The sequence below is a fragment of the Bacillus sp. FSL K6-2841 genome, assembly GCF_037976435.1.
Lineage (GTDB): Bacteria > Bacillota > Bacilli > Bacillales > Bacillaceae > Bacillus > Bacillus pumilus.
Genome location: NZ_CP150266.1, coordinates 3,283,067 through 3,309,318, shown reverse-complemented (window position 1 = coordinate 3,309,318; position 26,252 = coordinate 3,283,067). Strand labels below are relative to the sequence as shown.

25 protein-coding genes are annotated in these 26,252 nt (G+C 41.6%); 21 read left to right on the top strand and 4 right to left on the bottom strand.

Features of this window, described 5'->3' with window-relative positions:
* Positions 1 to 29 precede the first annotated feature (29 nt).
* Complete coding sequence (locus MHH68_RS16955; RefSeq protein WP_339164272.1) at positions 30 to 1,028, top strand: S66 peptidase family protein; 999 nt, start codon at positions 30 to 32, stop codon at positions 1,026 to 1,028.
* Between the two features lie 29 nt (positions 1,029 to 1,057).
* Here the strand turns inward: MHH68_RS16955 and MHH68_RS16950 are convergent, their stop codons facing one another.
* From MHH68_RS16950 to cls, 3 genes are all read right to left on the bottom strand, one after another.
* Positions 1,058 to 1,312, bottom strand: a complete 255-nt coding sequence (locus tag MHH68_RS16950) for a hypothetical protein (protein ID WP_003215306.1) — start codon at positions 1,310 to 1,312, stop codon at positions 1,058 to 1,060.
* Positions 1,313 to 1,385: 73 nt separating this feature from the next.
* A complete protein-coding gene (gene uvsE / locus MHH68_RS16945) occupies positions 1,386 to 2,348 on the bottom strand; it encodes a UV DNA damage repair endonuclease UvsE (RefSeq protein WP_339164269.1) in 963 nt (320 codons plus the stop codon).
* 12 nt (positions 2,349 to 2,360) lie between these two features.
* Positions 2,361 to 3,557 (bottom strand): cardiolipin synthase, encoded by a 1,197-nt coding sequence (gene cls / locus MHH68_RS16940; RefSeq protein WP_339164267.1) that lies wholly within the window; start codon positions 3,555 to 3,557, stop codon positions 2,361 to 2,363.
* A 143-nt stretch (positions 3,558 to 3,700) separates the two neighbouring features.
* Here cls and MHH68_RS16935 point away from each other — a divergent pair, with 143 nt between their 5' ends.
* The 12 genes from MHH68_RS16935 (at position 3,701) to pyrG (ending at position 18,121) form a co-directional block, all read left to right on the top strand.
* A complete protein-coding gene (locus tag MHH68_RS16935) occupies positions 3,701 to 5,812 on the top strand; it encodes a heterodisulfide reductase-related iron-sulfur binding cluster (RefSeq protein ID WP_339164264.1) in 2,112 nt (703 codons plus the stop codon).
* 102 nt (positions 5,813 to 5,914) lie between these two features.
* Positions 5,915 to 7,090 (top strand): acetyl-CoA C-acetyltransferase, encoded by a 1,176-nt coding sequence (locus MHH68_RS16930; protein ID WP_339164261.1) that lies wholly within the window; start codon positions 5,915 to 5,917, stop codon positions 7,088 to 7,090.
* 19 nt (positions 7,091 to 7,109) lie between these two features.
* Positions 7,110 to 7,973, top strand: coding sequence for a 3-hydroxybutyryl-CoA dehydrogenase (locus tag MHH68_RS16925; protein ID WP_339164258.1), 864 nt, complete (start codon positions 7,110 to 7,112; stop codon positions 7,971 to 7,973).
* Positions 7,974 to 7,984: 11 nt separating this feature from the next.
* Positions 7,985 to 9,097: an acyl-CoA dehydrogenase family protein gene (locus MHH68_RS16920; protein WP_339164255.1), complete on the top strand. Its 1,113-nt coding sequence runs from the start codon at positions 7,985 to 7,987 to the stop codon at positions 9,095 to 9,097.
* A 16-nt stretch (positions 9,098 to 9,113) separates the two neighbouring features.
* Entirely contained in the window at positions 9,114 to 10,256 is a 1,143-nt protein-coding gene (locus tag MHH68_RS16915; RefSeq protein ID WP_339164252.1) for an acyl-CoA dehydrogenase, read from the top strand.
* 1,549 nt (positions 10,257 to 11,805) lie between these two features.
* The gene (locus MHH68_RS16910) at positions 11,806 to 12,096 is read left to right on the top strand and encodes an uberolysin/carnocyclin family circular bacteriocin (RefSeq protein WP_003214902.1); all 291 of its coding nucleotides are present in this window, start codon (positions 11,806 to 11,808) and stop codon (positions 12,094 to 12,096) included.
* Positions 12,097 to 12,255: 159 nt separating this feature from the next.
* On the top strand, positions 12,256 to 12,432 hold the full coding sequence (locus MHH68_RS16905) for a hypothetical protein (RefSeq protein ID WP_339164249.1): 177 nt from the start codon (positions 12,256 to 12,258) through the stop codon (positions 12,430 to 12,432).
* A 1,155-nt stretch (positions 12,433 to 13,587) separates the two neighbouring features.
* Entirely contained in the window at positions 13,588 to 14,118 is a 531-nt protein-coding gene (locus MHH68_RS16900) for a stage II sporulation protein M (protein ID WP_144461644.1), read from the top strand.
* A gap of 30 nt (positions 14,119 to 14,148) precedes the next feature.
* Positions 14,149 to 14,763 carry an ATP-binding cassette domain-containing protein gene (locus tag MHH68_RS16895; RefSeq protein ID WP_058013461.1) on the top strand — a complete coding sequence of 205 codons (615 nt, stop codon included), beginning with the start codon at positions 14,149 to 14,151 and terminating at the stop codon, positions 14,761 to 14,763.
* Positions 14,742 to 15,245 carry a hypothetical protein gene (locus MHH68_RS16890; RefSeq protein WP_339164246.1) on the top strand — a complete coding sequence of 168 codons (504 nt, stop codon included), beginning with the start codon at positions 14,742 to 14,744 and terminating at the stop codon, positions 15,243 to 15,245. The genes MHH68_RS16895 and MHH68_RS16890 overlap by 22 nt, the downstream gene beginning before the upstream one ends.
* A 490-nt stretch (positions 15,246 to 15,735) precedes the next feature.
* On the top strand, positions 15,736 to 16,275 hold the full coding sequence (rpoE, locus tag MHH68_RS16885; protein ID WP_058013463.1) for a DNA-directed RNA polymerase subunit delta: 540 nt from the start codon (positions 15,736 to 15,738) through the stop codon (positions 16,273 to 16,275).
* A 238-nt stretch (positions 16,276 to 16,513) separates the two neighbouring features.
* Positions 16,514 to 18,121 (top strand): CTP synthase (glutamine hydrolyzing), encoded by a 1,608-nt coding sequence (gene pyrG, locus MHH68_RS16880; protein ID WP_003215143.1) that lies wholly within the window; start codon positions 16,514 to 16,516, stop codon positions 18,119 to 18,121.
* A 41-nt stretch (positions 18,122 to 18,162) separates the two neighbouring features.
* Here pyrG and MHH68_RS16875 read toward each other — a convergent pair whose 3' ends face one another.
* A complete protein-coding gene (locus MHH68_RS16875; protein ID WP_339164244.1) occupies positions 18,163 to 18,693 on the bottom strand; it encodes a DUF2529 domain-containing protein in 531 nt (176 codons plus the stop codon).
* A 180-nt stretch (positions 18,694 to 18,873) separates the two neighbouring features.
* On the opposite strand from MHH68_RS16875, the gene MHH68_RS16870 reads away from it, so the two are divergent.
* The 8 genes from MHH68_RS16870 (at position 18,874) to MHH68_RS16835 (ending at position 26,240) form a co-directional block, all read left to right on the top strand.
* On the top strand, positions 18,874 to 19,248 hold the full coding sequence (locus MHH68_RS16870; protein WP_003214681.1) for a response regulator: 375 nt from the start codon (positions 18,874 to 18,876) through the stop codon (positions 19,246 to 19,248).
* A gap of 178 nt (positions 19,249 to 19,426) precedes the next feature.
* Entirely contained in the window at positions 19,427 to 20,284 is an 858-nt protein-coding gene (locus tag MHH68_RS16865; RefSeq protein ID WP_058013465.1) for a class II fructose-bisphosphate aldolase, read from the top strand.
* Between the two features lie 112 nt (positions 20,285 to 20,396).
* Positions 20,397 to 21,035 (top strand): fructose-6-phosphate aldolase, encoded by a 639-nt coding sequence (gene fsa / locus MHH68_RS16860; RefSeq protein WP_003215343.1) that lies wholly within the window; start codon positions 20,397 to 20,399, stop codon positions 21,033 to 21,035.
* A 247-nt stretch (positions 21,036 to 21,282) separates the two neighbouring features.
* A complete protein-coding gene (locus tag MHH68_RS16855; RefSeq protein WP_003214820.1) occupies positions 21,283 to 22,572 on the top strand; it encodes a UDP-N-acetylglucosamine 1-carboxyvinyltransferase in 1,290 nt (429 codons plus the stop codon).
* A 32-nt stretch (positions 22,573 to 22,604) separates the two neighbouring features.
* Positions 22,605 to 23,570 (top strand): class II fructose-bisphosphatase, encoded by a 966-nt coding sequence (gene glpX, locus MHH68_RS16850; RefSeq protein ID WP_058013466.1) that lies wholly within the window; start codon positions 22,605 to 22,607, stop codon positions 23,568 to 23,570.
* 365 nt (positions 23,571 to 23,935) lie between these two features.
* A complete protein-coding gene (rho, locus tag MHH68_RS16845; protein ID WP_003215202.1) occupies positions 23,936 to 25,219 on the top strand; it encodes a transcription termination factor Rho in 1,284 nt (427 codons plus the stop codon).
* Positions 25,220 to 25,349: 130 nt separating this feature from the next.
* Positions 25,350 to 25,550 (top strand): 50S ribosomal protein L31, encoded by a 201-nt coding sequence (gene rpmE / locus MHH68_RS16840; protein WP_003215407.1) that lies wholly within the window; start codon positions 25,350 to 25,352, stop codon positions 25,548 to 25,550.
* A gap of 87 nt (positions 25,551 to 25,637) precedes the next feature.
* A complete protein-coding gene (locus MHH68_RS16835) occupies positions 25,638 to 26,240 on the top strand; it encodes a thymidine kinase (RefSeq protein WP_058013467.1) in 603 nt (200 codons plus the stop codon).
* Positions 26,241 to 26,252 lie beyond the last annotated feature (12 nt).

Here is a 26,252-nt window from a genome sequence, read left to right as displayed (position 1 = left end):
AAAAACTCGTGTAGGAGGGATCTGATGGAATGAAGGGGCTTCGGCGATTACAAAAGGGAGATAAGATCGGTATTTTTTCACCTTCAAGTCCTGCATCAGCGACCTCGCCACTTAGGTATGAGCGGGCGAAGAAGTGGCTTGAGCAAAAAGGATTCATTGTGGTACCAGGATTATTAACAGGGAAAGAGGATCACTACCGTTCAGGTACAATTCAAGAACGAGCCAATGAGTTGAATGAGCTAATGGCACGAGAAGACTTGGCGTGCGTCATGTCAATGATTGGCGGGACAAATTCAAATAGTTTGCTGCCTTATCTCGATTTTGAGCTGCTGAATCATCATCCGAAAATCATGATCGGTTATTCAGATGCAACAGCAATTCTTTTAGCCGCTTACGAAAAAACAGGACTGCCTGTATTCTACGGGCCGGCGCTTGTCCCATCCTTTGGCGAGTTTGAACCGTTCGTTGCTTATACATATCAGTCGTTCGAAGACATCCTGATGCAGCCTCAACCCATTCCTTATCAGATTAAAAAACCACCTTTTTGGACGGATGAACGAATCAATTGGGAAGAAAAGACGCGTGATAAAAAGCAGCGTCCGAATGATTGGCTCTGCGTCATAGAAGGACAGGCAGAAGGCCGGTTAATCGGTGGGAACCTGAATGCAATGTACGGCATATGGGGCAGTGAATTCATGCCTGCAATCCAAACAGGAGATATTCTCCTCATTGAAGATTGCATGAAAACCGCTTCAGTTGTAGAAAAAAACTTCTCTTTATTGAAAGTAAATGGAGTGTTTGAGCGGGTATCAGGAATTCTATTGGGGAAACATGAGCTGTTTGATGATGAGGGAACGGGCAAAGAACCTTACGAGATTTTACTTGAAGTGCTTGGAGAGACAAAGAGACCGCTTATCGCAGATTTTGACTGTGCCCATACACATCCGATGCTCACGATGCCGATCGGTGCACAAGTGAAAATGGATGCAGCTTCAAAACAAGTGTGGTTGACGAAAGAGTGGATCTAACAAAAAGAGCAGCCAGCAGCTGCTCTTTTTTATGAAACCTTCTCTTTTTCAAATGGCTGCAAGAGGTCTTGTGCTTTTTTCCCCTCTACGACAATTAAGTAGTCAGATTCTAAATGAGTGAGCCTGAAGGTTTCAAGCTCTACGATGTTCTTGATGTTACACATTGTTTTTTTAGAATACACATATAGACGATGTTGAGCCTGGTGGCATTTTTCATAAAGAGAAATAAGCTTATGTAAATTCAATGCTTTCGCAGCGATTTGGATTGAATAGATCTGAGACATCTTCATATCCTCCTGTTGATTACTTTCTCACAATAGCTTTGTTACCCCCGTTTGCACAGAGATAAACCTTTCTCTATGATTTCCACTCAATGGTTCCTCCGCCCGTTCGCTTGTTGCCTCTTATTGCAGACAGCTCTTCGACGAGTCTGAGCAGGGCCTGATCCTTTAACTTCGCCTCAATCATAAAATCTACGTTACGCCCATACGGTTTTAATGCATGAAAAAGCGGTAAGACAAAGGACATATCTACACCATCCGCATGACTGCGTATGGCTTTTTCTGATTTCGGTGAGGATAAATGAATTTTAGGCGGAATGCCAGTGCTCGTCCAAGTGTCGAACATTCTTGGCAGGATGTCTTCAAGCACGGCATCGTCATCTTTATTGGCTACGTGATGATGGTAATCAAAAACAAAGGGAATACCGTGCTTTTCACATACACCAAGCGTTTCTAACGACGTATACGTTTTGTCATCATTCTCAAGCGTCATCCTCGCCTTGATATGCGCCGGAAGCTGTTTGATATTTTCATCAAAACGTTGAAGTGCCGATTCCTTATCACCATACGCGCCGCCCACATGAATGTTCATATAGCCTTCCTTTTCGAGCTTCATCGCCTCAAGCATTTGATAATGGTACGTCATATCGATCACGGCATTTTCTGTGATTGAAGGCTTAGGGCTAGTAAACAAGGTGAATTGATTTGGGTGAAAGCTCACACGAAGCCCATGCCGTTTTACCAACTCGCCAATTTCAAGAAACTCCTTTTGAAAAGGTGTCACAAAGTCCCAGCGTACCTCGGGGTGGGTCGCAAGCGGGACGATCGAACTCGAAAAACGGTAAAGCGGGATATCATGAGCAATGGCGAAATAAAGCGTTCTTAATGTATTCATGAGATTGGCCTTTGTTGTTCGTAATAACGCCTCTTTTCTCTCTTCCTTTGAGAGCTTGCTGTATCTTGCAAAGGTCAGCGACTTGGCAGGAGAAGCCTCCCACAAGGTGACGGCATTGGATACATAACCAAATCGATAACGCATAGGTCATCTCCTTTATAAAAAGTACGAGAACATGGCGCCAAGCCATTCCAGCGGACGTGACAGAAGCGAACGCTGTGCCAATTTCTCCTCTGTCATAAGCTCAGACACTTCCATGTGCTCCCGAATCTTTTCCTCTACGTGTGCAGTAAAGGCGGCATCGTCAATGGCGACATCAACTTCCTCGTTTAGAAACAAGCTGCGTTTATCAAAATTTGCCGTACTGATCATACAGCGTCTCTGGTCAATTAGAATGGCTTTCGCATGATAAAATCCTTTATAAAAACGATAAATAAGGCAGCCAGAGGCAATGAGGTCCTTCAAATAATGAAATCCAGCCTCTTTGACAAGTGGATGATCTGCTTTCATTGGGATGATGATTTCAACCGTGACGCCTCGCTTTCGTGCATCAAGCAGTGCACTCAGAAGAGGAGCAGATGGAATAAAGTAAGGTGTACAGATGATGATCTGTTTCCTCGCCTGCTGAATATCTTTGAGGAACAAAGCTTCTAAAGAAAAACCAGCAGTCGCACGTGTTGTGCATTGTAGTGTACCCGGTTCCAAAGCAGGAAAAACTTCATATTGCAGCTGATGAATGCCAGATGTCCGGTATAAATCATTCAAAAACACATGCTGAAGATCTGCGACAACTTGCCCCGTCATGCGCAAATGATAATCCTTCCAAATGCCAAACCGACCCTTTTTCCCAACATATTCATCACCGACATTAAACCCGCCAATATAGCCAATCTTTCCATCAATCACTGTGATTTTACGATGATTTCTCATGTTTAACCGATAAATCAAAAAAGGGAAACGAGGCTTATTTAAAAAGTAAAATTGGATGCCGCTTTTTTCCAGCATATCAATTGAATTTTGATCAAACGGATAGGACCCTAGTCGATCGGTCAGCAAAAAGACTGAAACCCCTTGTTCCGCTTTGGCTTTCAGTGCTTGTAAGACCCTTTGACCAATCTTGTCGTTCTTTACAATAAAGAACATCATATGAATAGAAGAAGAGGCCTGTTGAATATCCGCGAGCAGCTGATCAAAAAATGGTTCGCCATCATGATAAAAGACGGCATCACCGCTTGTTTGGTCAAAAGATCGTTCAAAAGCGCGGGTAGAAAAATATTTCTTTCCCATATAAAGGTCTAACAATATGAGACAAACGATGACAATGAGTACGAGTAGGATGATCAATGCGATCATGAATCTTCCTCCTTTTTTGCATATTTCAATAGTGTACCCAAACGAGTAAAAAATATTGACTGAACACTCATTCATTATTTATGATAGAGGTACAACATGGAAACGGAACAAAGTAGGTTTTGGGGAATGAAAGGGGGAGCAAGATGAATAGCCTTTTTATCATGAACATGATTGCATTTGCGGCGGTGACCGCTTACGCTGTGTATTTGTTTATTTATCTCATTCGAACACGAGCAGCTTATATTCGTCTTGGTAAAAAAGAAGAGTTTCAACAAGACATGAAAAAACGCTTAGAGCGTGTTTGGGTCAATGTATTTGGCCAAAAGAAGCTGTTAAAGGACAAGAAGAGCGGCATCATTCATGTGCTGTTTTTCTACGGATTTATCCTTGTACAGTTTGGAGCCCTTGATTTTATTATGAAGGGACTCGTTCCAGATAGCGGACTCCCTTTAGGTCCGCTTTATGGTGTCTTTACCTTTTTCCAAGAGGTGGTCACACTTCTCATTTTAGTAGCCGTTGTTTGGGCGTTCCATAGAAGGTATGTGGAGAAGCTTGTCCGTTTAAAGCGTGGCTTTAAATCAGGTCTAGTGCTTTTATTTATTGGCGGCTTGATGCTGACCGTTTTACTTGGGAACGGGATGAATATCATCTGGCATGGACACTCTTTATCACCAACTGAGCCAATCGCATCCAGTATTGCTTTCTTGCTGGGCGGTATTTCACCTCTTGCGGCAACAGTCGTTTTTTATGTCGCATGGTGGGTGCATCTTCTGATTTTGCTGACATTCTTAGTGTATGTCCCGCAGTCAAAGCATGCTCACCTCATTGCAGGACCAGTGAACGTATTTGCCAGCAGATTAGACCCGCCAGGCAAGCTGCAAAAAATTGATTTTGAAGATGAGACACAAGAGACGTTCGGTGTGGGGAAAATTGAAGACTTTCGTCAGTCACAGCTGATCGACCTTTACGCTTGTGTGGAATGCGGGCGCTGCACAAATATGTGCCCAGCAACAGGGACAGGGAAAATGCTGTCTCCTATGGATTTGATTTTAAGGTTAAGGGATCATTTAACCAATAAAGGGGCCGCCATTACTTCGAAGACGCCGTGGGTACCGCAGCTTGCCTTCAGGCAGACAACAGGAAATCAGCTGGCGCTTCAGGCGAGAGGAGCAGGTGCAGAGGAATCGGCTGCCAGCTCGATGTATCATCCTTCTCTTATTGGTGAAGTCATTACAGAGGAAGAAATTTGGGCATGTACGACGTGCCGAAACTGTGAAGACCAATGCCCTGTCATGAATGAACACGTCGACAAAATTATTGATATGCGCAGATATCTTGTGCTGACTGAAGGGAAAATGGATGCAGATGCACAGCGTGCCATGACAAGTATAGAGCGCCAAGGGAACCCGTGGGGATTGAACCGGAAAGAAAGAGAAAATTGGCGTGAATTGAGAGAAGATGTGCACGTGCCGACAGTAAAAGAGCTGAAAAAAGCAGAGCAAACCTTCGATTATTTATTCTGGGTTGGTTCAATGGGGGCATACGACAATCGAAGTCAAAAAATTGCGCTTGCCTTTGCAAAACTTCTCAACGAAGCAGGAGTCTCCTTTGCCATCCTAGGCAATAAGGAGAAAAACTCTGGCGATACACCAAGAAGGCTTGGAAACGAATTTTTATTCCAAGAGCTTGCTGCAAAAAACATTGAAGAATTCCAGAAAAACGATGTCACAAAGATCGTCACGATTGATCCGCACGCCTACAATTTGTTTAAAAATGAGTATCCAGACTTCGGACTTGAGGCAGAAGTGTATCATCATACAGAATTACTGGCAGAGCTAGTGAAAGAAGGGAAACTAACGCCTGTACATGAAGTAAACGAGATCATCACCTTCCACGACTCTTGCTACCTAGGCAGATATAACGAAGTATATGATCCGCCGAGAGACATTTTAAAAGCCATCCCTGGTGTGACGCTGAAAGAAATGGAACGTCATCGTGAAACCGGCATGTGCTGCGGAGCAGGCGGGGGCTTAATGTGGATGGAAGAAGAGACAGGTACCAGAATTAACACTGCCCGAACGGAGCAGGCGTTACAGGTGCAGCCGTCCATCATCAGCTCAGGGTGTCCTTATTGCTTAACGATGCTGGGAGATGGGACGAAGGCGAAGGAAGTAGAGGAGCAGGTAGGTACATTTGATGTCGCAGAGCTTCTTGAAAAATCAGTGTTTGGCGAGGCTGGAAAGCAGGTTTCGTAAACAAAACAGGCCGATGAATAGAATGTTCATCGGCTTATACATGGCGCTGTACATCAGTTGATTAGATAATATGTAAGCGGTAACAAACAGGAGGGGACATACATGAGTAAGACGGTCATTGTATCTGGAGCAAGAACACCATTTGGAAAACTAGGCGGTGCTTTCAGTGGGCTGACTGCCGCAGAACTAGGCGGAGTGGCAATCAAGGCTGCGCTTGAAAGAGTGCCGGGTTCACATCATGTGGATGAGGTCATCATGGGAAGTGTTTTGCAGGGAGGACAAGGTCAGATTCCTTCAAGACAAGCAGCAAGACATGCTGATCTTCCGTGGTCCGTTCCGACGCAAACCATCAATAAAGTCTGTGCATCAGGAATGCGCAGTGTGAGCACAGCAGATCAAATCATCCGAGCTGGAGATGCTGAGGTCATCGTAGCGGGCGGTATGGAATCCATGTCACACGCCCCTTATTTGCTAAAAAAAGCGCGATGGGGCTACAAAATGGGAGATGGTGCGGTACAAGATGCGATGATTTTAGATGGATTAACCTGTTCATTTACAGGCGTTCATATGGGTGAGTATGGGAGCATGGCTGCGAAGGAGCTCGGTATCACGAGGGAAGAGCAAGACCTTTGGGCATTAAGAAGTCATGAACGGGCGATCGAAGCGCAGAAAAACGGCTTTTTCCAGCATGAAATCACCCCCGTCCCCGTCAAGACGAAAACGGGAAAGCGGCTGATCACAGAAGATGAATCTCCGCGGCGTGATACGTCATATGAACGGCTGTCAAAGCTCATGCCTGTGTTTGATCAAACGGGTACCATTACCGCTGGGAATGCACCAGGTGTCAATGATGGAGCAAGTGCGCTTCTTTTAATGAAAGACACATATGCGGAGCAGCATGACGTCAAGCCATTGGCAGTCGTGCTTGGTCATACGCAGGTAGCTGTAGAGGCAAAGGATTTTCCGAAAACACCAGCCTTTGCTATCGAGAAAATTTTACAAAAAACAGGTAAGCATCTAGAGGATATCGATCTATTTGAAATCAATGAAGCCTTCTCAGCAGTGGCGCTAGCATGTGAAAAAATAACCGGGCTGGACCGGCGCAAAATGAATATCAACGGTGGGGCAGTGGCGCTTGGTCATCCCATTGGGGCAAGCGGAACACGAATCATATTGACCTTGATTCATGCATTGAAACAAAGAGGCGGCGGTATTGGCATTGCGGCGATTTGCAGTGGAGGCGGTCAAGGAGATGCCATCATGATAAAGGTAGATTAAAAGGGAGGCGTTCATCGTCATGAGTACAGAAGAAACCGTCATGGTCGTTGGAGCTGGTCAAATGGGATCAGGCATTGCCCAAGTTTTTGCTCAGTCTGGCTACACAGTCCTGCTGCGTGATGCATCTGAAAAGCAGATTCATCGGGCCATTTCCTCCATGACCAAACAACTGACGAAACGGGCAGAAAAAGGAAAGCTAGCCCATCAGGCAGTCCGAGATATTACGCAGCGGCTTGCTGTATCTACAGATTTAAAGGACGTGCAGCAGGCTCACTTAGTGATTGAAGCTGCATCTGAACAAATGAGTGTAAAAAAACAAATCTTTGAAACACTTGATCAATTTGCAGAGGCGAAAACGATATTTGCAACAAACACATCTTCCTTGTCAATCACAGAATTAGCAGCAGTTACGGGGAGACCGGAGCAAGTGATTGGCATGCACTTTATGAATCCTGTCCCTGTTATGAAACTCGTTGAGGTCATTCGAGCGCTGCAAACGAGTGACGACACGTATCAAATCGTTTGTGAAACAGCAAAGAATTTAAACAAAACCCCAATTGAAGTGGAAGACTTCCCAGGGTTTGTATCAAACCGCATATTGATGCCAATGATCAATGAAGCCATTTACACCCTTTATGAAGGTGTGGCAGATGCAGAAAGCATTGATGGTGTTATGACGCTTGGAATGAATCACCCAATGGGGCCGCTTCGTCTCGCTGATTTCATCGGACTAGATACATGTTTATTTATTATGAATACCCTTCATGAGGGACTTGGGGATAGCAAATATCGGCCTTGTCCTCTTTTGAAAAAATACGTGAATGCAGGCTGGCTGGGCAAAAAGACAAAGAGAGGTTTTTACACATACCACGACCACTCATAGGGGGAGTCAAGATGGATGTTTTGCTTACGGATCAACAGCGTCTCTGGAGAGAACAGGCAGCAGAATTTGCAAGACAGCGTGTATTCCCTGAAGTGGAAGCCATGGAACAAGGTCAGTTCCCAAGAGCACTTTTAACTGAAATGGGACGACAAGGCTTTCTGGGGATTCCAATACCAGCTGCGTATCAAGGCTTAGGAGCAGATTTTACAACGTATATCATCACTATCCATGAGTTATCCAAAGTGAGTGCGACCATCGGTGTCATTGTGTCCGTTCATACATCTGTTGTGACGATGCCTATTTTGGCTTTTGGAACGAAAGAGCAAAAAGAGTCCTATGTTCCGCTGCTTGCATCTGGGCAGAAACTGGGAGCATTTTGCCTGACTGAACCGAAGGCAGGCTCAGATGCCTCCAGTATTCAGTTAAGGGCAAAGCGGGCAGACGACCACTATGTGTTAAATGGTACAAAAATGTTTATCACAAGCGGCGGGGAAGCAGAACTGTATCTTGTCTTTGCCGTGACAGATCCTGCTTCTGCGAAAAAAAATATATCGGCATTCATTGTTGAGAAAGGTACACCAGGATTTACGATCGGAAAAGATGAGAAAAAGATGGGACTGCACGGCTCAAAAACTGTCACGCTTCATTTTGATGCTGTACGGATTCCAAAACAGCAGCTGCTCGGTGCAGAAGGAGAGGGCTTTCACATAGCCATGTCTAGTTTAAATGCGGGGAGAATCGGTATCGCGGCTCAAAGTCTCGGTATAGCTGAAGCTGCTTTAACGGAGGCAGTGACGTATTTAAAGCAGCACCCGGCAGGTCTAGAAACGACCATTCGGCTGGGTGATTTGGCGGCGAAGCTTGAAGCTGCCAAGCTATTAGTCTATCAAGCGGCTTTTTATAAAGAGGCGAATCGTCCGGTGACAAAGGAAGCATCCATGGCAAAGCTATTTGCGTCAAAAACGGCGGTTGAGATCAGTACAGAAGCGATCCATTTACTCGGCATGGACGGTTATACGAATCGCTATCGAGCAGAACGTTACTTTCGTGATGCGAAAGTTTGTGAGATCTATGAAGGAACAAGTGAAATTCAAAGGCTGGTCATTTGTAAACAGCTAATATGAAACGAGGTGGCTCATGATGCAATTTCAATTAAGTGATGAACATGAAATGATTCAAAAAATGGTGAGAGATTTTGCGAAAAATGAAGTAGAGCCAACAGCAGCAGAGCGGGACGAGACAGAAACGTATGATCCAGCTATTTTTCGCCAAATGGCGGAGCTCGGTTTAACGGGCATTCCTTGGCCGGAAGAGGTGGGCGGAATCGGTAGTGATTATTTAGCCTACGTCATCGCAGTGGAGGAGCTTTCAAGAGTGTGCGCCTCTACAGGCGTCACCCTCTCCGCCCACACCTCTCTCGCCTCGTGGCCCATCTATACCTTCGGAACAGATGAACAAAAGGAAACCTATTTAAAGCCACTTGCAGAAGGACAGAAGGTAGGGGCATATGCACTCACTGAGAGCGGTTCGGGTTCAGATGCCGGCGGAATGAAGACAACGGCAGTAAAGGCTGGCAGTGAATACGTCCTGAACGGTGCGAAAATCTTTATTACAAATGGAGGTATTGCGGATTATTATATTGTGTTTGCTGTGACAGACCAAGAAGCTGCATCTCGAAATACGACCGCCTTTATTGTAGAAAAAGAGACACCGGGATTCTTTGTTGGCAAAAAGGAAAGCAAACTGGGCATTCGCTCATCGCCAACGACTGAAATTCGATTTGAAGATTGCCGGATACATGAAAGGAACCGTCTCGGAAAAGAAGGAGAAGGCTTTAAAATAGCGATGATGACCCTCGATGGCGGCAGAAACGGTATTGCTGCACAGGCTGTTGGGATTGCACAAGGCGCTCTTGATGCGGCAGTCGATTATGCGAAGGAGCGCAAGCAATTCGGCAAACCAATCATTCAGCAGCAAGGAATTGCTTTTAAGCTCGCAGATATGGCAACCGCAATTGAAGCATCCAGGCTGCTCACTTATCAGGCAGCATGGCTCGAAACGAAAGGGCTCCCGTATGGAAAGGAATCAGCTATGTCCAAGCTCTTTGCTGGAGATACAGCCATGAAGGTAACAACAGAAGCCGTCCAAATCTTCGGCGGCTACGGGTATACAAAGGATTACCCAGTCGAACGATACATGCGTGATGCGAAAATCACCCAAATTTATGAAGGCACACAGGAAATCCAGCGCCTAGTCATCTCGCGCAAACTGATAGATATTTAGAACCAAAGCAAAGACCACTTGATGTGAGGTGGTCTGTTTTGGTTTGGTTCATGAAGTGTTTTTGCACAGCATCATCCAAATTTCACATTAACGTATGAGTGATTTGTAACTGATGAAGTAGTGATTATTGGTACATGTGAATTGGCAATATACCTACTAAAGAATTAGACCTCAAGAATAATATAGCGATAACCCACATACAAGGTAATAGTCAGGTTTTCCTGAATTTAAGATGATTTCCAGTATAGAGCCATATTATATTAGCATTATGTTAAAATTGAGAAAATAAAAATATGGGAGGTTATTATGACCACAACTACTACCATTTTAGCAATTGTAACTTTGGTGATATGGATCATGGTTTCCGCAGAACTTTCGAAGTCTTCAAAGAAAGATCACAACGAAAAAGAAAATAGCCGTAGAAAATTAATTGTTTTAATGCTTGCAGGCATCATATTGACCATAGCAGTAGTCATCTCATTACTTCAGAATCTCTAGCCTTAAAATAAACGATAAAAGTGTATCGTTATGAGAGCATATTTCAATGCTTGAGAACTATATAACAAGTTCATCTCATTCACCAATGTGTTTAAACTTTGCAGAAATGTCAGGGCTCAGCTTCATTTCTAACGTGATGGTTATGATTCTGCCTACATAAATATCTGGATCTAAAGAAAATAAAGAAATGACTATACAGACGATTCATGCAAAAAGCAGCCATTATTTTTCATCATACGTTCAAAGATTTGAATAATGGGTATCTATTTTGATATCAAATCGAAGTCGAGACAACTCAATATGAGTGTCTCGATTTTTTTTGGATTTGAGGAAATTGATTCAATTTAACTAGGTAATTTAATCCATTTACCCCTTTTTTGACTCCGATTTGCAGGGACTTATGTTGTGTTTTAGAGAATAGTATGTTTATCACATTTTCTAAATGTTACAATTTTTCAAAAGCTATGATAGGAACTGAAATGTATAAAGATACCTGATATATTTCCAAAAATGAATCGCTTCCTAATACAGGATACGGTTCTTCTCTCCTTAGGGTCAATGTGTATAACTGTACTTCCCATTCCATCCATCATTTCTCTTGAATTCAAAATAAAATCCACTCTTTTTTCACATCCATAACATGATCATTCAGAGAATTTTTGATCTAGGGCTCTGTTTTTAACGGGATGATATCCGATTGTTGATGAATACCTCAGTAATAATTGAAGTACTACAAGCAGGAAACGAGCATCTCTTAAAAAATTCATCATAAAAGCTTACCTGCCTCTAAGAGAAGGCACTGAAGATTTGAAACGAATTGATTTTTTGATAGTGTTTATCAGAAATTCTGACTAGATTTAAATGAATCAGAGCATTTTATGCTATTACATAAGTTCCCTGTAAAAATGGAAAATGAACGTAAATCCTGATAAAAACTGATTACAAATACCGTTAATTAAATAAATATTACAAATTTTCCAAAAAAATATTGAAATGTCATTTACTTCTTGCTAGACTAAAGAAGTAGTAAATAATCGAAGGAGGTCATATTATGACGAAAGCAACAGATTCTAAGTTTTATGCTTTATTATCGCTGTCACTTCTTGCGGTAACATTAGTAGCTTTAGTGATTGGTAATGGTTCTTTGATTGCAGCAAATCTGGGTGTTAGTACTGCAACTGCGGCAACAGTAGTGAATTTCTTAGATACTTGGTCCTCAGTAGCGACTGTCATTACAATTGTTGGTGTTTTCACTGGCGTAGGCACAATTAGTTCAGGTGTAGCTGCTGCTATCTTGGCTATTCTTAAAAAAGAAGGAAAAGCGAAAGCTGCTGCTTTTTAATCTAAAAAAAAATCATCTCAATCTTTATTGAGATGATTTTTTTTCCAAAAGTGTATTGATATCAGATGAAACAACTTTCTATAGACAGTGTCTTAAAAACTAATTTAACGTTTTATGCCCATGTGGCTTGTAATAAAACATTAATTAGGAGGAAATTTTATGATAAAAGCAAAAAATCTTGGCTTATTCTCACTATTGTTATTTGCAATTACAATGGCATCTTTAATCGTTGGAAATGGTTCTTTGGCAGTAGCCAATCTAGGTGTTAGTACTGGAGTTGCTGCTATTTTGTTTGTAATTAAAAAACAAGGAAAAGCCAAAGCAGCTGCTTTTTAAAATGACTTATGCATAAAACTAATAAACTATTTAAAATATATGATCAAAGTATAATGGGGTACCTCAATTATATTGGGATGATTCTTTTTTCTTTCATTGTAATGGTAGCGTTGATTTTCTATCGGGGTGAGATTCCCGGCACGTACCTAAACAGCTTTGTTTTTATTTCAATATACATTGTAGCCACAGCTAATATTAATCGTTGTGTATTACCGTATAGAAGACAGCAGCCAGGCGTGGTCTTTGTCTCCAAACAATTGTTGTTGAAACATTTATTCTTTACGATTAAAAAAGGATATTCAGTTCAATTACTTTTGGCTTGTTTCATTGCTTTAACCTTTTTGTTAGTAGAAAATCAATATTTCATTATGATACTAGCATTTATTGTCGTGCTGCTTTCTTTTGCATCTCAATTATTGTCAGGTCTATTCAATATCATCAACAGAATACTCCTTTTGTTGCAATTTTGGTATATTATAACGTCCGTTTTTGAAGCAGTTTTGCTACTGCAAATAGTACAGTTTCTTCTTATTTACATTTACATAAGTAATTCTCATAGGATACCTTTGACAACTGGACTTTCCTTCTTAAAAAGTGCGAATAAGCAATATAGGTCTGGAAATATTCTGTATTTATTTTTGTCTTATATCACTAGTAATAAAATATTAATCATTTTAATAGGCGCCTTAGTATCAGTACTTACTTATTTCGCCCAATCCTTTTTAACGAAAATAGAAAATCTGCCTGCCCTCATTTTAGTCTATATCAACTTTATTACGATCTTAGAAATCTTAATAGGGTCGAAGAAGGAAGAGATTGTGCTTGATAGGGCAAGAATCGAGACGTTGCAAGCCTCTTTGATTGTGAGTCCGTACGAGAGGTTTAAATCCAGTACGATTTATTTACTATGTCTCGTACTGATTTTTGTCAGTGTGTGTGGAATAGTCGGAGTAATGATAAACACGTCCGATATCTCAATTATTCTTAAAAATACGTTATCGCTGCCTTTAATCATCTTTATTGGGGTCGTATATTTCAGAAAAACTGAACTATTAATCAACGATTATGAACATAAGTTACTGAAGCTATCTTTGCCGATTTTATTACTCATATGCATTACAATTTTCACGATTACTTCATGAAAAGAGGAGGAAAATGATACATAAAAGATTGAAATATTTTCTGTGGTATTACGCTATCTACTGTATATTGCTGATAGGTACAGGGATTTATCTAGGGAATATCGTCAACAAAGATTTATTTGAAGCAGCACCACCAACATCGGGCCAGGAATTTATGTCTGTAGTCCTAACACATAACTTAACGAACTTTGCAATGTATTTACTAGGGTTCTTGTTGTCGCCTTTATTTCAAATAATGGATTTTGGAGGTTCGTCCTTCGTCATTACGATGGGTTTTAGAACGCTAGGAGCACAAGAAGCTTTAGGTAAACTAATTCCTCATGGGCTATTAGAATTCCCAAATATGTTGTTTTATCAAGGAATAAGCCAGTATGTGCTTTTTACACTAATTTATACGAAATCAATTAAAGCCGCTTTAGGTGTCATGAAAAAAATGATTCCTTATTATCTACTATCGTTAGTCATCCTAATAATCGCTGCTTTTATTGAAGGGTATGATTCTTTATTATTTTCTATCATGATCAATCATAGATGGTTTTATTGAAGACTCTATAAGACAGAGAAGGGGATTCAAGTGGGATTAGAATTTGTAGAATGTACGAAGAAGTTCAAAAACAATACCATACTAGATAAAGTGAATTTTTCAATTCCAACAGGTCTCTTTCATTTAGTGGGGAGAAATGGTGCAGGTAAAAGCACTCTCCTTAAAATGATAGCTGGTTTAGATAAGAGATACTCTGGAGATATAGAGGCAAACAAAGAATCGACTCTTTATTTAAATGTGGATCCTATTGGTATTCACCCATTTACAATTAGAGAAAATCTAGAGATTCTGTGGAATACGTTTAAAATTGTGCCGACTGAAGAACAAATGGGGAAAGTGAATGAATTTTTCGATGGTAACCTAGATGGTTCGTATAGCAGAGCATCTACGGGTATGAAAGCGAAGGTAGGACTATCTTTATTATTCGTAAAGGATTGGGAAACCATACTAATTGATGAAACCATGTCATCTCTAGATTCAGAGAGTATAGAGATGCTATCTGAGAGGCTAGTGAATCTCTCTATTAAAAAAATTTCAACCATCATATATGTATCCCATAGCATGGTGAATAAACGCTTAAACGATCATTCAAGCATTGTGAGTATAGGGGATGGGAGGCTATTATGGAACAACGTCCAAGAATAACATCATTGATATCATTGGTCATTTTTATTATGGCCAATTATTATTTCGTTACTTTTGCTATTGAGTTGAATGGCTACATTTCGCAACTAGATGATTTAAAAGCTTTGTTAGAGGATATGTCCTATGAAACGATGCTGAATCTAATTGTTGTCATTACAACAATTCTAACCACCATCAGCCTATTAGTTCAGTATCTCATCGCAAAATTCCTATTAATCATCTTTGCTCCAGAGGTTAAGGGTCATTTGTTTTATGCTCTAATTCCTAAGATTGTCATTATGTTTATTAATGTCATATGTATGGGGATCTTGCAAATACAAAGCTTATGGCTGTACCTTTTCACGGCACTCATAGGAGCAGTGTTGATCTTGTTCTTTTTTCAATACAAAAAAGCGAACTGGAAAGCATCGATTCTCTTTGCGGCACCATTTATTATAGATGCTTTCATTTCCTTAGGAAAAGAAATAGTCGCTGTACTGTAATGAATAATAATAGAGCATGAACTCTTGCGAAAAGAAGTAACGGTATTCACATAAAAGTGAATTCAAGGTTACTCGAGAAAAAAGGAGTTATACAATTTATTTCATTATAGGTACACGTAAACCGAACCCGTTGACGTGTACCTTTTTATACGCTTTATAAAAAATGGACAATCACTTCGTTCGAATGATAGCCAAAATTTATTCATTCACCATTGCTGCCTCTGATTGTTCCCATTTTTCCGTTTGGAATAAATAAAACGGTTTACAAAATGCATGCTGGACACAAAAGCTAGACCTATTTCACCTAAATGATGAACCAATAGTTGCTCCCCTTGAGAAAAAATCAAAAATTAACATGATTAAAGGTGGCATAAACTCCCCTAATTTGTTTATAATGAGAGGTATGGTTTGTCGTAAAAATAAGGGGTAAACACTTATTATTTCACTGATAAATGGATACATACATGTAATAGAAAGGGAGTGTCTGACCTTGAGTTTGAAAGAATACTCACAGGAGCAGCTCAAGCACATGTCTTTAGTTGAACTTGCTTATGAAATTTTCAGAGACAGCAAAACACCAATTACGTTTTCCGAGTTAATAGATGAAATGGTCCGTTTACAAGGAATACAAAAATCTGATCTTGATGATCGCCTTGCTCAATTTTATACAGACTTAAATATAGATGGCCGCTTTATTTCGTTAGGTGATCAGAGATGGGGACTTCGCAGCTGGTATCCAGTTGATCAAATCGAAGAAGAAGTTCAGCCAGCTGTGAAAACAAAAGCGAAAAAGAAAAAAACAAAAGCAGCTGTCGTTGAAGAAGACTTCGATGAAATTGAAGAGGAAGAGGAAATCGAAGAGCTTGAAGAAGACCTTGATCTTGTTGAAGACGACGATGATCTCGACCTAGACGATGATGAGGAAATCGAGGAAGATATAGAAGACTTCGACGAAGATGATGACGAAGATGATGACGGCTTAACAGAAATTGCCGAAGACGATTTAGACGATAATGAGGAAGAGAAATAACCCTCACAAACCGGTCCTCAAAACAGGACAAAACCGTCTTGACTTTCGAGAGCGAACTATGTAGTATGTATTTTGGGCTCTCTAAAAAGAGTACGTAAAGATACGTTCATTTACGCTCCCTTTCATTTATTTGAAAGGGAGCTTTCTTATTTTTCAAGAGATTTAGGGATACACTCTAAAAAGGATGAAGCTGTGCATGGCTAGACATGCAAGGGTAAAAAAGAGAGGAGCATACGAAATGACAAAGTATATTTTTGTAACAGGAGGAGTTGTTTCCTCACTTGGAAAAGGGATCACGGCTGCCTCGTTAGGCCGCCTTCTGAAAAATAGAGGGATGGATGTCACCATTCAAAAATTCGATCCATATATCAACGTAGACCCAGGGACGATGAGTCCATATCAGCACGGTGAGGTTTTCGTCACAGATGACGGTGCTGAAACAGACCTTGATTTAGGTCACTATGAGCGCTTCATTGATATTAACTTAAATAAGTACAGCAACGTCACAACAGGTAAAATCTACTCTACTGTTCTGAAGAAAGAGCGCCGCGGCGACTATTTAGGCGGAACTGTACAGGTTATTCCCCATATTACAAATGAAATTAAAGACCGCGTGTACCGTGCCGGAAAAGAAACAGGTGCAGATGTGGTCATCACAGAAATCGGCGGAACAGTAGGAGACATCGAATCCCTTCCATTCCTAGAAGCGATTCGTCAAATGAAGAGTGACATTGGCCGTGAAAACGTCATGTACATTCATTGTACCCTTGTTCCTTACATCCGGGCAGCAGGTGAACTGAAAACAAAACCAACACAGCATAGTGTAAAAGAACTTCGCAGCCTTGGTATTCAGCCAAACGTTATTGTGGTCAGAACTGAAATGCCAATGACCCAGGACATGAAGGACAAAATTGCGTTATTCTGTGATATTGATACAAAAGCTGTTATCGAATGTCAGGATGCAGACACGCTGTACTCTATTCCGCTTGATTTACAAAAACAAGGACTGGACAAGCTTGTATGTGAACATATGAAACTTGATTGCCAAGATGCAGACATGACAGAGTGGACAGCGCTAGTCGATAAAGTGCAAAACCTCTCAAAACAAGTCACAATTGGTCTAGTAGGAAAATATGTTGAATTGCAAGATGCATACATTTCTGTCGTTGAATCACTTCGCCATGCTGGTTATGCATTTGATGCAGACGTTCAAATCAAATGGATCAATGCAGAAGAAGTGACAGCAGAAAATATGGCTGATTTCGCGCAAGATGTCGATGGCATCATCGTTCCTGGAGGCTTCGGAGACCGCGGAGTGGAAGGGAAAATCATTGCTACACAATATGCCCGTGAAAACAAAGTGCCATTCTTCGGAATTTGCTTAGGAATGCAAGTTGCGTCAATCGAATATGCACGAAACGTCCTAGGCCTTGAAGGAGCTCATTCAGCGGAAATTGATCCTGAAACAGCATTCCCAATTATTGACCTTCTTCCAGAACAGAAGGATGTAGATGATCTTGGCGGAACACTTCGTCTTGGTCTTTATCCATGTAAATTAAATGAAGACTCCAAAGCATTTGCTGCATACAACGATGAAGTGGTCTACGAACGCCACCGCCATCGCTATGAGTTTAATAATGAATTCAGACAGCAAATGGAAGCTGCAGGATTTGTCTTCTCTGGTACAAGCCCAGACGGACGTCTTGTTGAAATTATCGAGCTGAAGGATCATCCTTGGTTCCTTGCTTCTCAATTCCACCCAGAATTCGTCTCAAGACCGACAAGACCTCAGCCATTATTTAGAGATTTCGTTGGTGCTTCACTGCAAGCATCTGAATCAAAATAAAACAAAAAACTGCCGAGAATATCATCTTCTCGGCAGTTTTTTTATTCATATTCCTCAACGATTTCTTTCACCGTAAACGATAGAGCGTGGTAGACGTATAAGCATGTCATTAAAGCAGGATAACCGAACCTTGTTCCGTCATCAGCAGGCACAAGCGGTTTTTTGAGCTGAAAATCAATATGGACATCACAATGCTCTTCAATCATAGACGGCTCCTTTTGTGCCGGCCCGACACCTACAACGGGCGTCCCTTGCGCGTGCAGCTCTTTTACAAGAGATTGAATCTCCTCGTCTTCTGGGTCTGAATAAAATAGCAGCACTCTATCGCTTGGATGAAGCAAGCTGCGCTCCGTTTGATCAAGCTGCAGTACTTTCGAACCTGGAAATGGCTCCTTGCTTTCAGTTGCCTCTAAGGCTACAGCAGCCAGTTCATTCTTTCCGTGAAAATAAACACCATGTCCACTGACAACGGCTTGTGCAAGAAGGCGTGCACCATCTTCGATTGCTTCAGCCTGCTTTTCTCCAATACGTGAAAAAATACCTGATAACTGGGTCGTGAAAATTTTTAACAAGACGGATTTCCTCCTTCGGTCAGATCATTTTATAATAGAATATAAAGAGAATATTAGGAAAAATGCTCAGAAAATGTCGTAAAGTAAACTATTATAAATAAAGGAAATGTGAAAATCAAACAGAATTATTTAACAACAGCTCTTTTTATGGCGAAAAATGAAAGCAATGGGGTGTAACAGATGAATGAGAAAATATTAATTGTCGATGATCAATATGGTATTAGAATATTATTGAATGAAGTGTTTCATAAAGAAGGCTATCAAACCTTCCAAGCAGCCAATGGACTACAGGCGTTAGATATTGTGAAAAATCATAGACCAAACCTTGTGTTGCTTGATATGAAGATTCCCGGAATGGATGGAATTGAAATTTTAAAACGCATGAAATTAATTGATGAAGACATCCGTGTCATCATTATGACAGCCTATGGCGAATTAGACATGATTCAAGAATCCAAAGAACTCGGTGCTTTGACGCACTTTGCAAAACCTTTTGATATTGATGAGATCCGAGATGCTGTCAAAGAATACTTACCGCTCGAAACAAACGGTTAGATGGAAATGATTGAATCGAGTCATTCTGTTGCCGATTTGTCGAATAATTGGTATCCTAGATAAGAAGAAGAAAGCGATCTGACTTTGAAAGTTTACATATGGCGAGAAATTCTGGTCATGCTAGGGTGGAGAGCTTTTTTTAGTAAGCAAATTAGCTACATAGGGAGGATTTTTCATCATGCCTTTAGTTTCAATGACAGAAATGTTGAAAGACGCAAAGGAAAAAGGTTACGCTGTTGGACAGTTTAACTTAAATAATTTAGAATTCACGCAAGCGATTTTACAAGCTGCTGAAGAAGAGAAATCTCCAGTTATCTTGGGAGTATCTGAAGGAGCAGGACGCTACATGGGCGGCTTCAAAACAGTTGTCGCAATGGTTAAAGCGTTAATCGAAGAATATAATGTAACAGTTCCTGTTGCGATTCATTTAGATCACGGTTCAAGCTTTGAATCTTGTGCAAAAGCAATCCATGCAGGATTTACTTCTGTCATGATCGACGCTTCTCACCATCCATTCGAAGAGAACGTAGCAACAACTGCGAAAGTAGTTGAGCTTGCACATTTCCACGGTGTATCTGTTGAAGCTGAGCTTGGAACTGTTGGCGGACAAGAAGATGACGTCATCGCTGAGGGCGTTATTTATGCTGATCCAAAAGAGTGCCAAGAGCTTGTAGAACGCACTGGTATTGACTGCCTTGCACCTGCATTAGGTTCAGTTCATGGTCCATACAAAGGTGAACCAAACCTTGGTTTCGCTGAAATGGAAGAAATTGGTAAAATGACAGGTCTTCCACTTGTTCTTCATGGCGGAACAGGTATCCCAACTGCTGACATCAAGCGCTCAATTTCACTTGGTACAGCAAAAATCAATGTAAACACTGAAAACCAAATTGCTTCTGCGAAAGCAGTACGCGAAACACTTGCTGCAAAAACAGAAGAGTATGATCCACGTAAATATCTTGGACCAGCTCGTGACGCAATTAAAGCGACTGTTATCGGCAAAATGCGTGAATTTGGTTCTTCTAACCAAGGATAATTTGATGAGAACCGAAAGCCGCCTGAGTCACAGGCGGTTTTCTCCATATCTTGAGAAAGCGCAATCAAAATTTACATTTCAGACAATTTATTGATAGGAGAGTGGCACGATTATGTTATTTTTCGTAGATACAGCGAATATCGCAGACATCAAAGAGGCGCACGAGCTTGGCATTTTAGCAGGCGTCACAACAAACCCTAGTTTAGTAGCGAAAGAAAAGGACGTATCATTCCACGACCGTCTTCGCGAAATCACTGACGTGGTATCAGGTTCTGTCAGTGCAGAGGTCATTTCCCTCAAAGCTGAAGAAATGATTGAAGAAGGAAAAGAGCTTGCTGCTATTGCACCAAATATCACGGTTAAAATTCCAATGACAACAGATGGTCTTAAAGCTGTCAAAGCGTTAACAGACCTTGGAATTAAAACAAACGTCACTTTGATTTTTAGTGCAAACCAGGCATTGCTTGCAGCTAGAGCTGGTGCAACGTATGTTTCTCCATTCCTCGGCCGCTTAGATGACATTGGCCAAAATGGTCTCGATCTCATCAGCGAAGTTAAAACCATTTTTGATGTTCATGGCTTAGATACACAAATCATTGCTGCATCTATTCGTCATCCGCAGCACGTGACAGAAGCTGCGCTTAGAGGTGCTCATATCGGCACAATGCCGCTGAAAGTCATCAAGCAGCTGACGAAACACCCATTAACGGATGCGGGCATTGAGCAATTTTTAGCAGACTGGAATAAATAAGTGATTGTGGCAGGCGGGATTGTCTCCTGTTTGCCGCAGTTTTCCTTAAAAACGCTAAGAAATGTTTTGTGCAAAGAAGAGAACATCACAGCCTCGCAAAGCTTCGATTATTTTTCTTCCGACAAATTTCGTTTAACCTGTATTCTTTCTCTTGATATTGGCTAAATTTTGGACAAGACCTTTTAAAGCGCGACATCCACAAACAGTATAACTCCAACAGTGATCTTCTTTAAGAAGGGAGACAAATATGGAAAAGTTAAACATTGCCGGCGGTGACCCCTTACGCGGGACCGTACATATTAGTGGTGCGAAAAATAGTGCAGTGGCACTGATTCCTGCCACGATTCTCGCTGATTCTCCAGTAACGATTGAGGGCCTTCCGCATATTTCAGATATTGACACATTACGAGATCTGTTAGAAGAGATTGGCGGAAAGGTCACGTTTGAAAAAGGTGAAATGGTCGTCAATCCTGCTTCCATGATCAGTATGCCGCTTCCTAATGGAAAAGTGAAGAAACTGCGTGCGTCTTATTATTTAATGGGCGCTATGCTAGGAAGATTCAAGCAGGCTGTCATTGGGCTGCCAGGAGGATGCCACTTAGGACCTAGGCCGATCGATCAGCATATCAAAGGCTTTGAAGCACTCGGAGCCGAGGTGACAAACGAGCAGGGTGCCATTTATTTGCGCGCTGAAAAATTAGTCGGAGCCCGTATTTACCTTGACGTGGTCAGTGTAGGTGCGACCATCAATATCATGCTGGCAGCGGTACTGGCTGAAGGAAAAACGGTCATTGAAAATGCCGCAAAAGAACCCGAAATTATTGATGTAGCGACACTGCTTGCAAGCATGGGAGCCAAAATCAAAGGTGCGGGTACTGATGTGATTCGAATCGAAGGTGTAGAATCTCTTCATGGCTGTAAGCATTCCATCATCCCTGACCGTATAGAAGCAGGCACATTTTTAATTGCTGGTGCTGCGATGGGAGATGAAGTTGTACTTGATAATGTGATCCCAACTCATTTAGAATCAATTACGGCGAAACTTAGAGAGATGGGGTTCACCATTGAAACGAGCAACGATCAAATGCTGATCGTTGGCAGAAACGAAGGACTCAAGCCTGTCGATATCAAAACCCTTGTGTATCCGGGCTTTCCGACGGACCTTCAGCAGCCGATGACGGCGCTGTTAACAAAGGCGAAAGGCACGAGTGTGGTCACAGATACGATCTACTCTGCCCGCTTTAAGCACATTGACGAATTGCGTCGAATGGGTGCAAACATGAAGGTCGAAGGAAGATCTGCCATTATCACTGGACAAACGCAGCTTCAAGGAGCAAAGGTGAAAGCGAGTGACCTGCGTGCAGGTGCTTGTCTCGTTGTTGCAGGGCTAATGGCAGACGGTGTGACCGAAATCACAGGGCTTGAACATATAGACAGAGGATATAGTTTGCTTGAGAAGAAGCTTGAAGGCTTGGGTGCAACCATCTGGCGTGAAAAGCTGAGTGACCAAGAAATAGAAGAACTTCAAAATTCATAAGGCTTTGACTGTGAGAGGAGATTTGGACAAAAATGGAAAGAAGTTTATCGATGGAACTAGTACGGGTGACAGAAGCAGCCGCATTAAAATCTGCTCGTTGGATGGGAAGAGGACTAAAAGACGAAGCGGATGATGCTGCAACAAGTGCAATGCGTGATGTATTTGATACCATTCCGATGAAAGGAACAGTGGTCATTGGCGAGGGGGAAATGGACGAAGCACCAATGCTTTATATTGGGGAAAAGCTTGGGAATGGATACGGACCTCGCGTGGATGTAGCTGTTGATCCATTAGAAGGAACAAACATTGTGGCAAGCGGCGGCTGGAATGCCTTAGCTGTTATTGCGGTTGCAGATCATGGCAACTTGCTGAATGCACCTGATATGTACATGGATAAGATCGCAGTAGGTCCAGAAGCGGTAGGCTGCATCGACATTGAAGCGCCTGTCATTGACAATCTTCGTGCTGTAGCAAAAGCAAAAAACAAAGATATTGAAGATGTGGTTGCAACGATTTTAAACAGAGATCGACATGAGAAAATCATTGCTGAACTGAGAGCAGCAGGAGCAAGAATCAAACTGATCGATGATGGTGACGTTGCGGGAGCCATTAATACAGCATTTGATCATACAGGTGTTGATATTCTATTTGGTTCAGGCGGCGCGCCAGAAGGTGTCCTTTCTGCTGTTGCGTTAAAGGCACTTGGTGGTGAAATCCACGGAAAGCTTCTTCCTCAAAGTGAAGAAGAACTGAGACGCTGTGAGAAAATGGGGCTGGATGTTGGCAAAGTCTTAAGAATGGAAGACCTCGTGAAAGGCGACGACGCCATTTTTGCAGCAACTGGTGTAACAGACGGTGAACTATTAAAAGGTGTTCAATTCAAAGGCTCTGTTGGAACAACACATAGTGTTGTTATGCGTGCGAAATCAGGTACAGTTCGTTTCGTAGACGGCAGACACAGCTTAAAGAAAAAACCGAATCTTGTCATTCGTCCGTAATCTGAAAGCGGGTATTCATTACCCGCTTTTCATATAGGTGTCAAATGTATATCATTTTCTTTTTAAAGTTGAATATTCTCTGCAAATGAGGTAAAACTAAAGAGTGCTGCGAAATTTTCTGCGAATTTACTTCTTTTAAGCTTCAACAAGTTTAAATACTGCCGCATCATGACGATATACTCATTATCCTTCTCTATGTTGACAAAGCTCAATTTCACATTGTTCCTATCTTTACGATAAAACGAGTGGGAGCGTTACCATGAGAGCGAGGTCATTCCAACAAAAACGGAATTAAAAGCTAATCAAATACAATGGTCATGCATTTGTAATGAAAATACATTGACTAGAAAAGTGTGGTGTCCATATTGAAAGATGTTTCGATTTCATCTTTGGAAAATATGAAATTAAAAGAGCTGTATGAGTTAGCAAAAAAGTACAAAATCTCTTATTACAGCAAACTAACAAAAAAAGAATTAATTTTTGCCATCTTAAAGGCGAATGCTGAGCAAGAGGATCTCTTATTTATGGAAGGGGTTCTTGAAATAATTCAGTCTGAGGGATTTGGTTTCTTAAGACCAATTAACTACTCCCCAAGTTCTGAAGACATTTATATTTCAGCTTCACAAATCAGACGCTTTGATTTGCGAAACGGAGATAAGGTGTCTGGAAAGGTACGACCTCCAAAAGAGAATGAACGCTACTATGGCCTCCTTCATGTCGAAGCGGTAAATGGGGACGACCCAGAATCAGCTAAGGAACGTGTTCACTTTCCTGCACTCACGCCGCTATTCCCTGATCGTCAAATGATTCTTGAAACACAGCCTAATCACCTGTCTACTAGAATTATGGATATGATGGCGCCAGTTGGGTTTGGGCAGCGTGGTTTAATTGTTGCACCGCCTAAGGCTGGGAAAACCATTTTGCTCAAAGAAATTGCCAACAGCATCTCTGAAAATCACCCGGAGTCAGAGCTGATTGTCCTTTTAATTGACGAACGTCCAGAGGAAGTAACAGATATCGAACGTTCTGTTGCAGGGGATGTTGTTAGTTCAACCTTTGACGAAGTACCGGAAAACCACATTAAAGTAGCAGAGCTTGTATTAGAGCGTGCCATGCGTCTTGTTGAACATAAGAAAGATGTCATCATCTTAATGGACAGCATCACAAGGCTTGCTCGTGCATACAACCTTGTCATCCCGCCAAGCGGCCGAACGCTATCTGGCGGTATTGATCCAGCGGCTTTCCACCGTCCAAAACGCTTCTTTGGTGCTGCGCGTAACATTGAAGAAGGCGGAAGCTTGACGATTTTGGCCACTGCGCTTGTTGATACGGGATCACGTATGGATGATGTGATTTATGAAGAATTTAAGGGAACGGGGAACATGGAGCTTCATTTAGACCGCTCTCTTGCAGAAAGAAGAATTTTCCCAGCAATCGACATTCGTCGTTCTGGTACGAGAAAAGAAGAATTGCTTGTACCAAAAGAGCATCTTGATCGTTTATGGGCGATGAGAAAATCGATGTCAGATACACCTGATTTTGCTGAGAAGTTCATGCGCAAAATGAGAAAAACAAAGACAAACCAAGAATTTTTCGATATTTTAACGCAAGAATGGAAACAAGCGAACATGTCTGCATCAAGAAGATAGCTTGTTGAAAAAATACATTTGCAATCATAGACTCACACTGTTATAATTTCATCATGTGCGTTTCAGAATTTATTCTGAGATATTAACTCTGTTTCCGAATTGGATTCAGGGCGGAAGGAGATGACAGTAGATGAAAACAGGAATTCATCCTAACTACAAAAAAGCTACAGTCAAATGCGCTTGTGGAAATGAGTTTGAAACTGGATCAGTAAAAGAAGAGGTACGCATCGAGATTTGCTCTGAGTGCCATCCTTTCTATACAGGCCGTCAAAAATTCGCTTCTGCTGATGGACGTGTTGACCGCTTTAACAAAAAATACGGTCTTAAGTAATAATAGATACAATAAACAGGCAGGAATCCGTTCTTGCCTGTTTTTTTACGTGGATTGATGGAACTTTAAAACGGGGGAGAAGACCTTATGTATGTGATGAAACAAAGCGGTTGGCTTGAAGTCATCTGCGGAAGTATGTTTTCTGGAAAGTCGGAAGAATTGATTCGGAGAGCCAAAAGGGCCACCTTTGCCAAACAAGAAGTAAAAATATTCAAACCAGCGATTGATAACCGATATCATACAAACTCAGTTGTTTCACATAACGGTTCATCGGTCGATGGGATTGCAGTAGCCTCACCAAAAGACATAATAACGCACATATCAGAAAGAACCGATGTCATTGGCATTGATGAGGTGCAATTTTTTGATGAGACAATCATTGACATTGTCACTCAATTGGCTGATAAAGGTTACCGAGTCATTGTTGCAGGCCTTGATCAAGACTTCAGAGGAGAGCCATTTGGTGTTGTTCCGCATTTAATGGCATGTGCAGAGCTTGTAACAAAACTTCAAGCAGTTTGTTCGGTATGCGGCTCCCCAGCGAGTAGAACACAACGCTTGATCGACGGTAAACCCGCCTCCTATGATGATCCCATTATTTTAGTAGGTGCGCAGGAATCATACGAAGCACGATGCAGACATCACCATGAAGTACCAAGACTTGACGTTGGTACAACACTTGACAATTAAAAAAATAGCAAA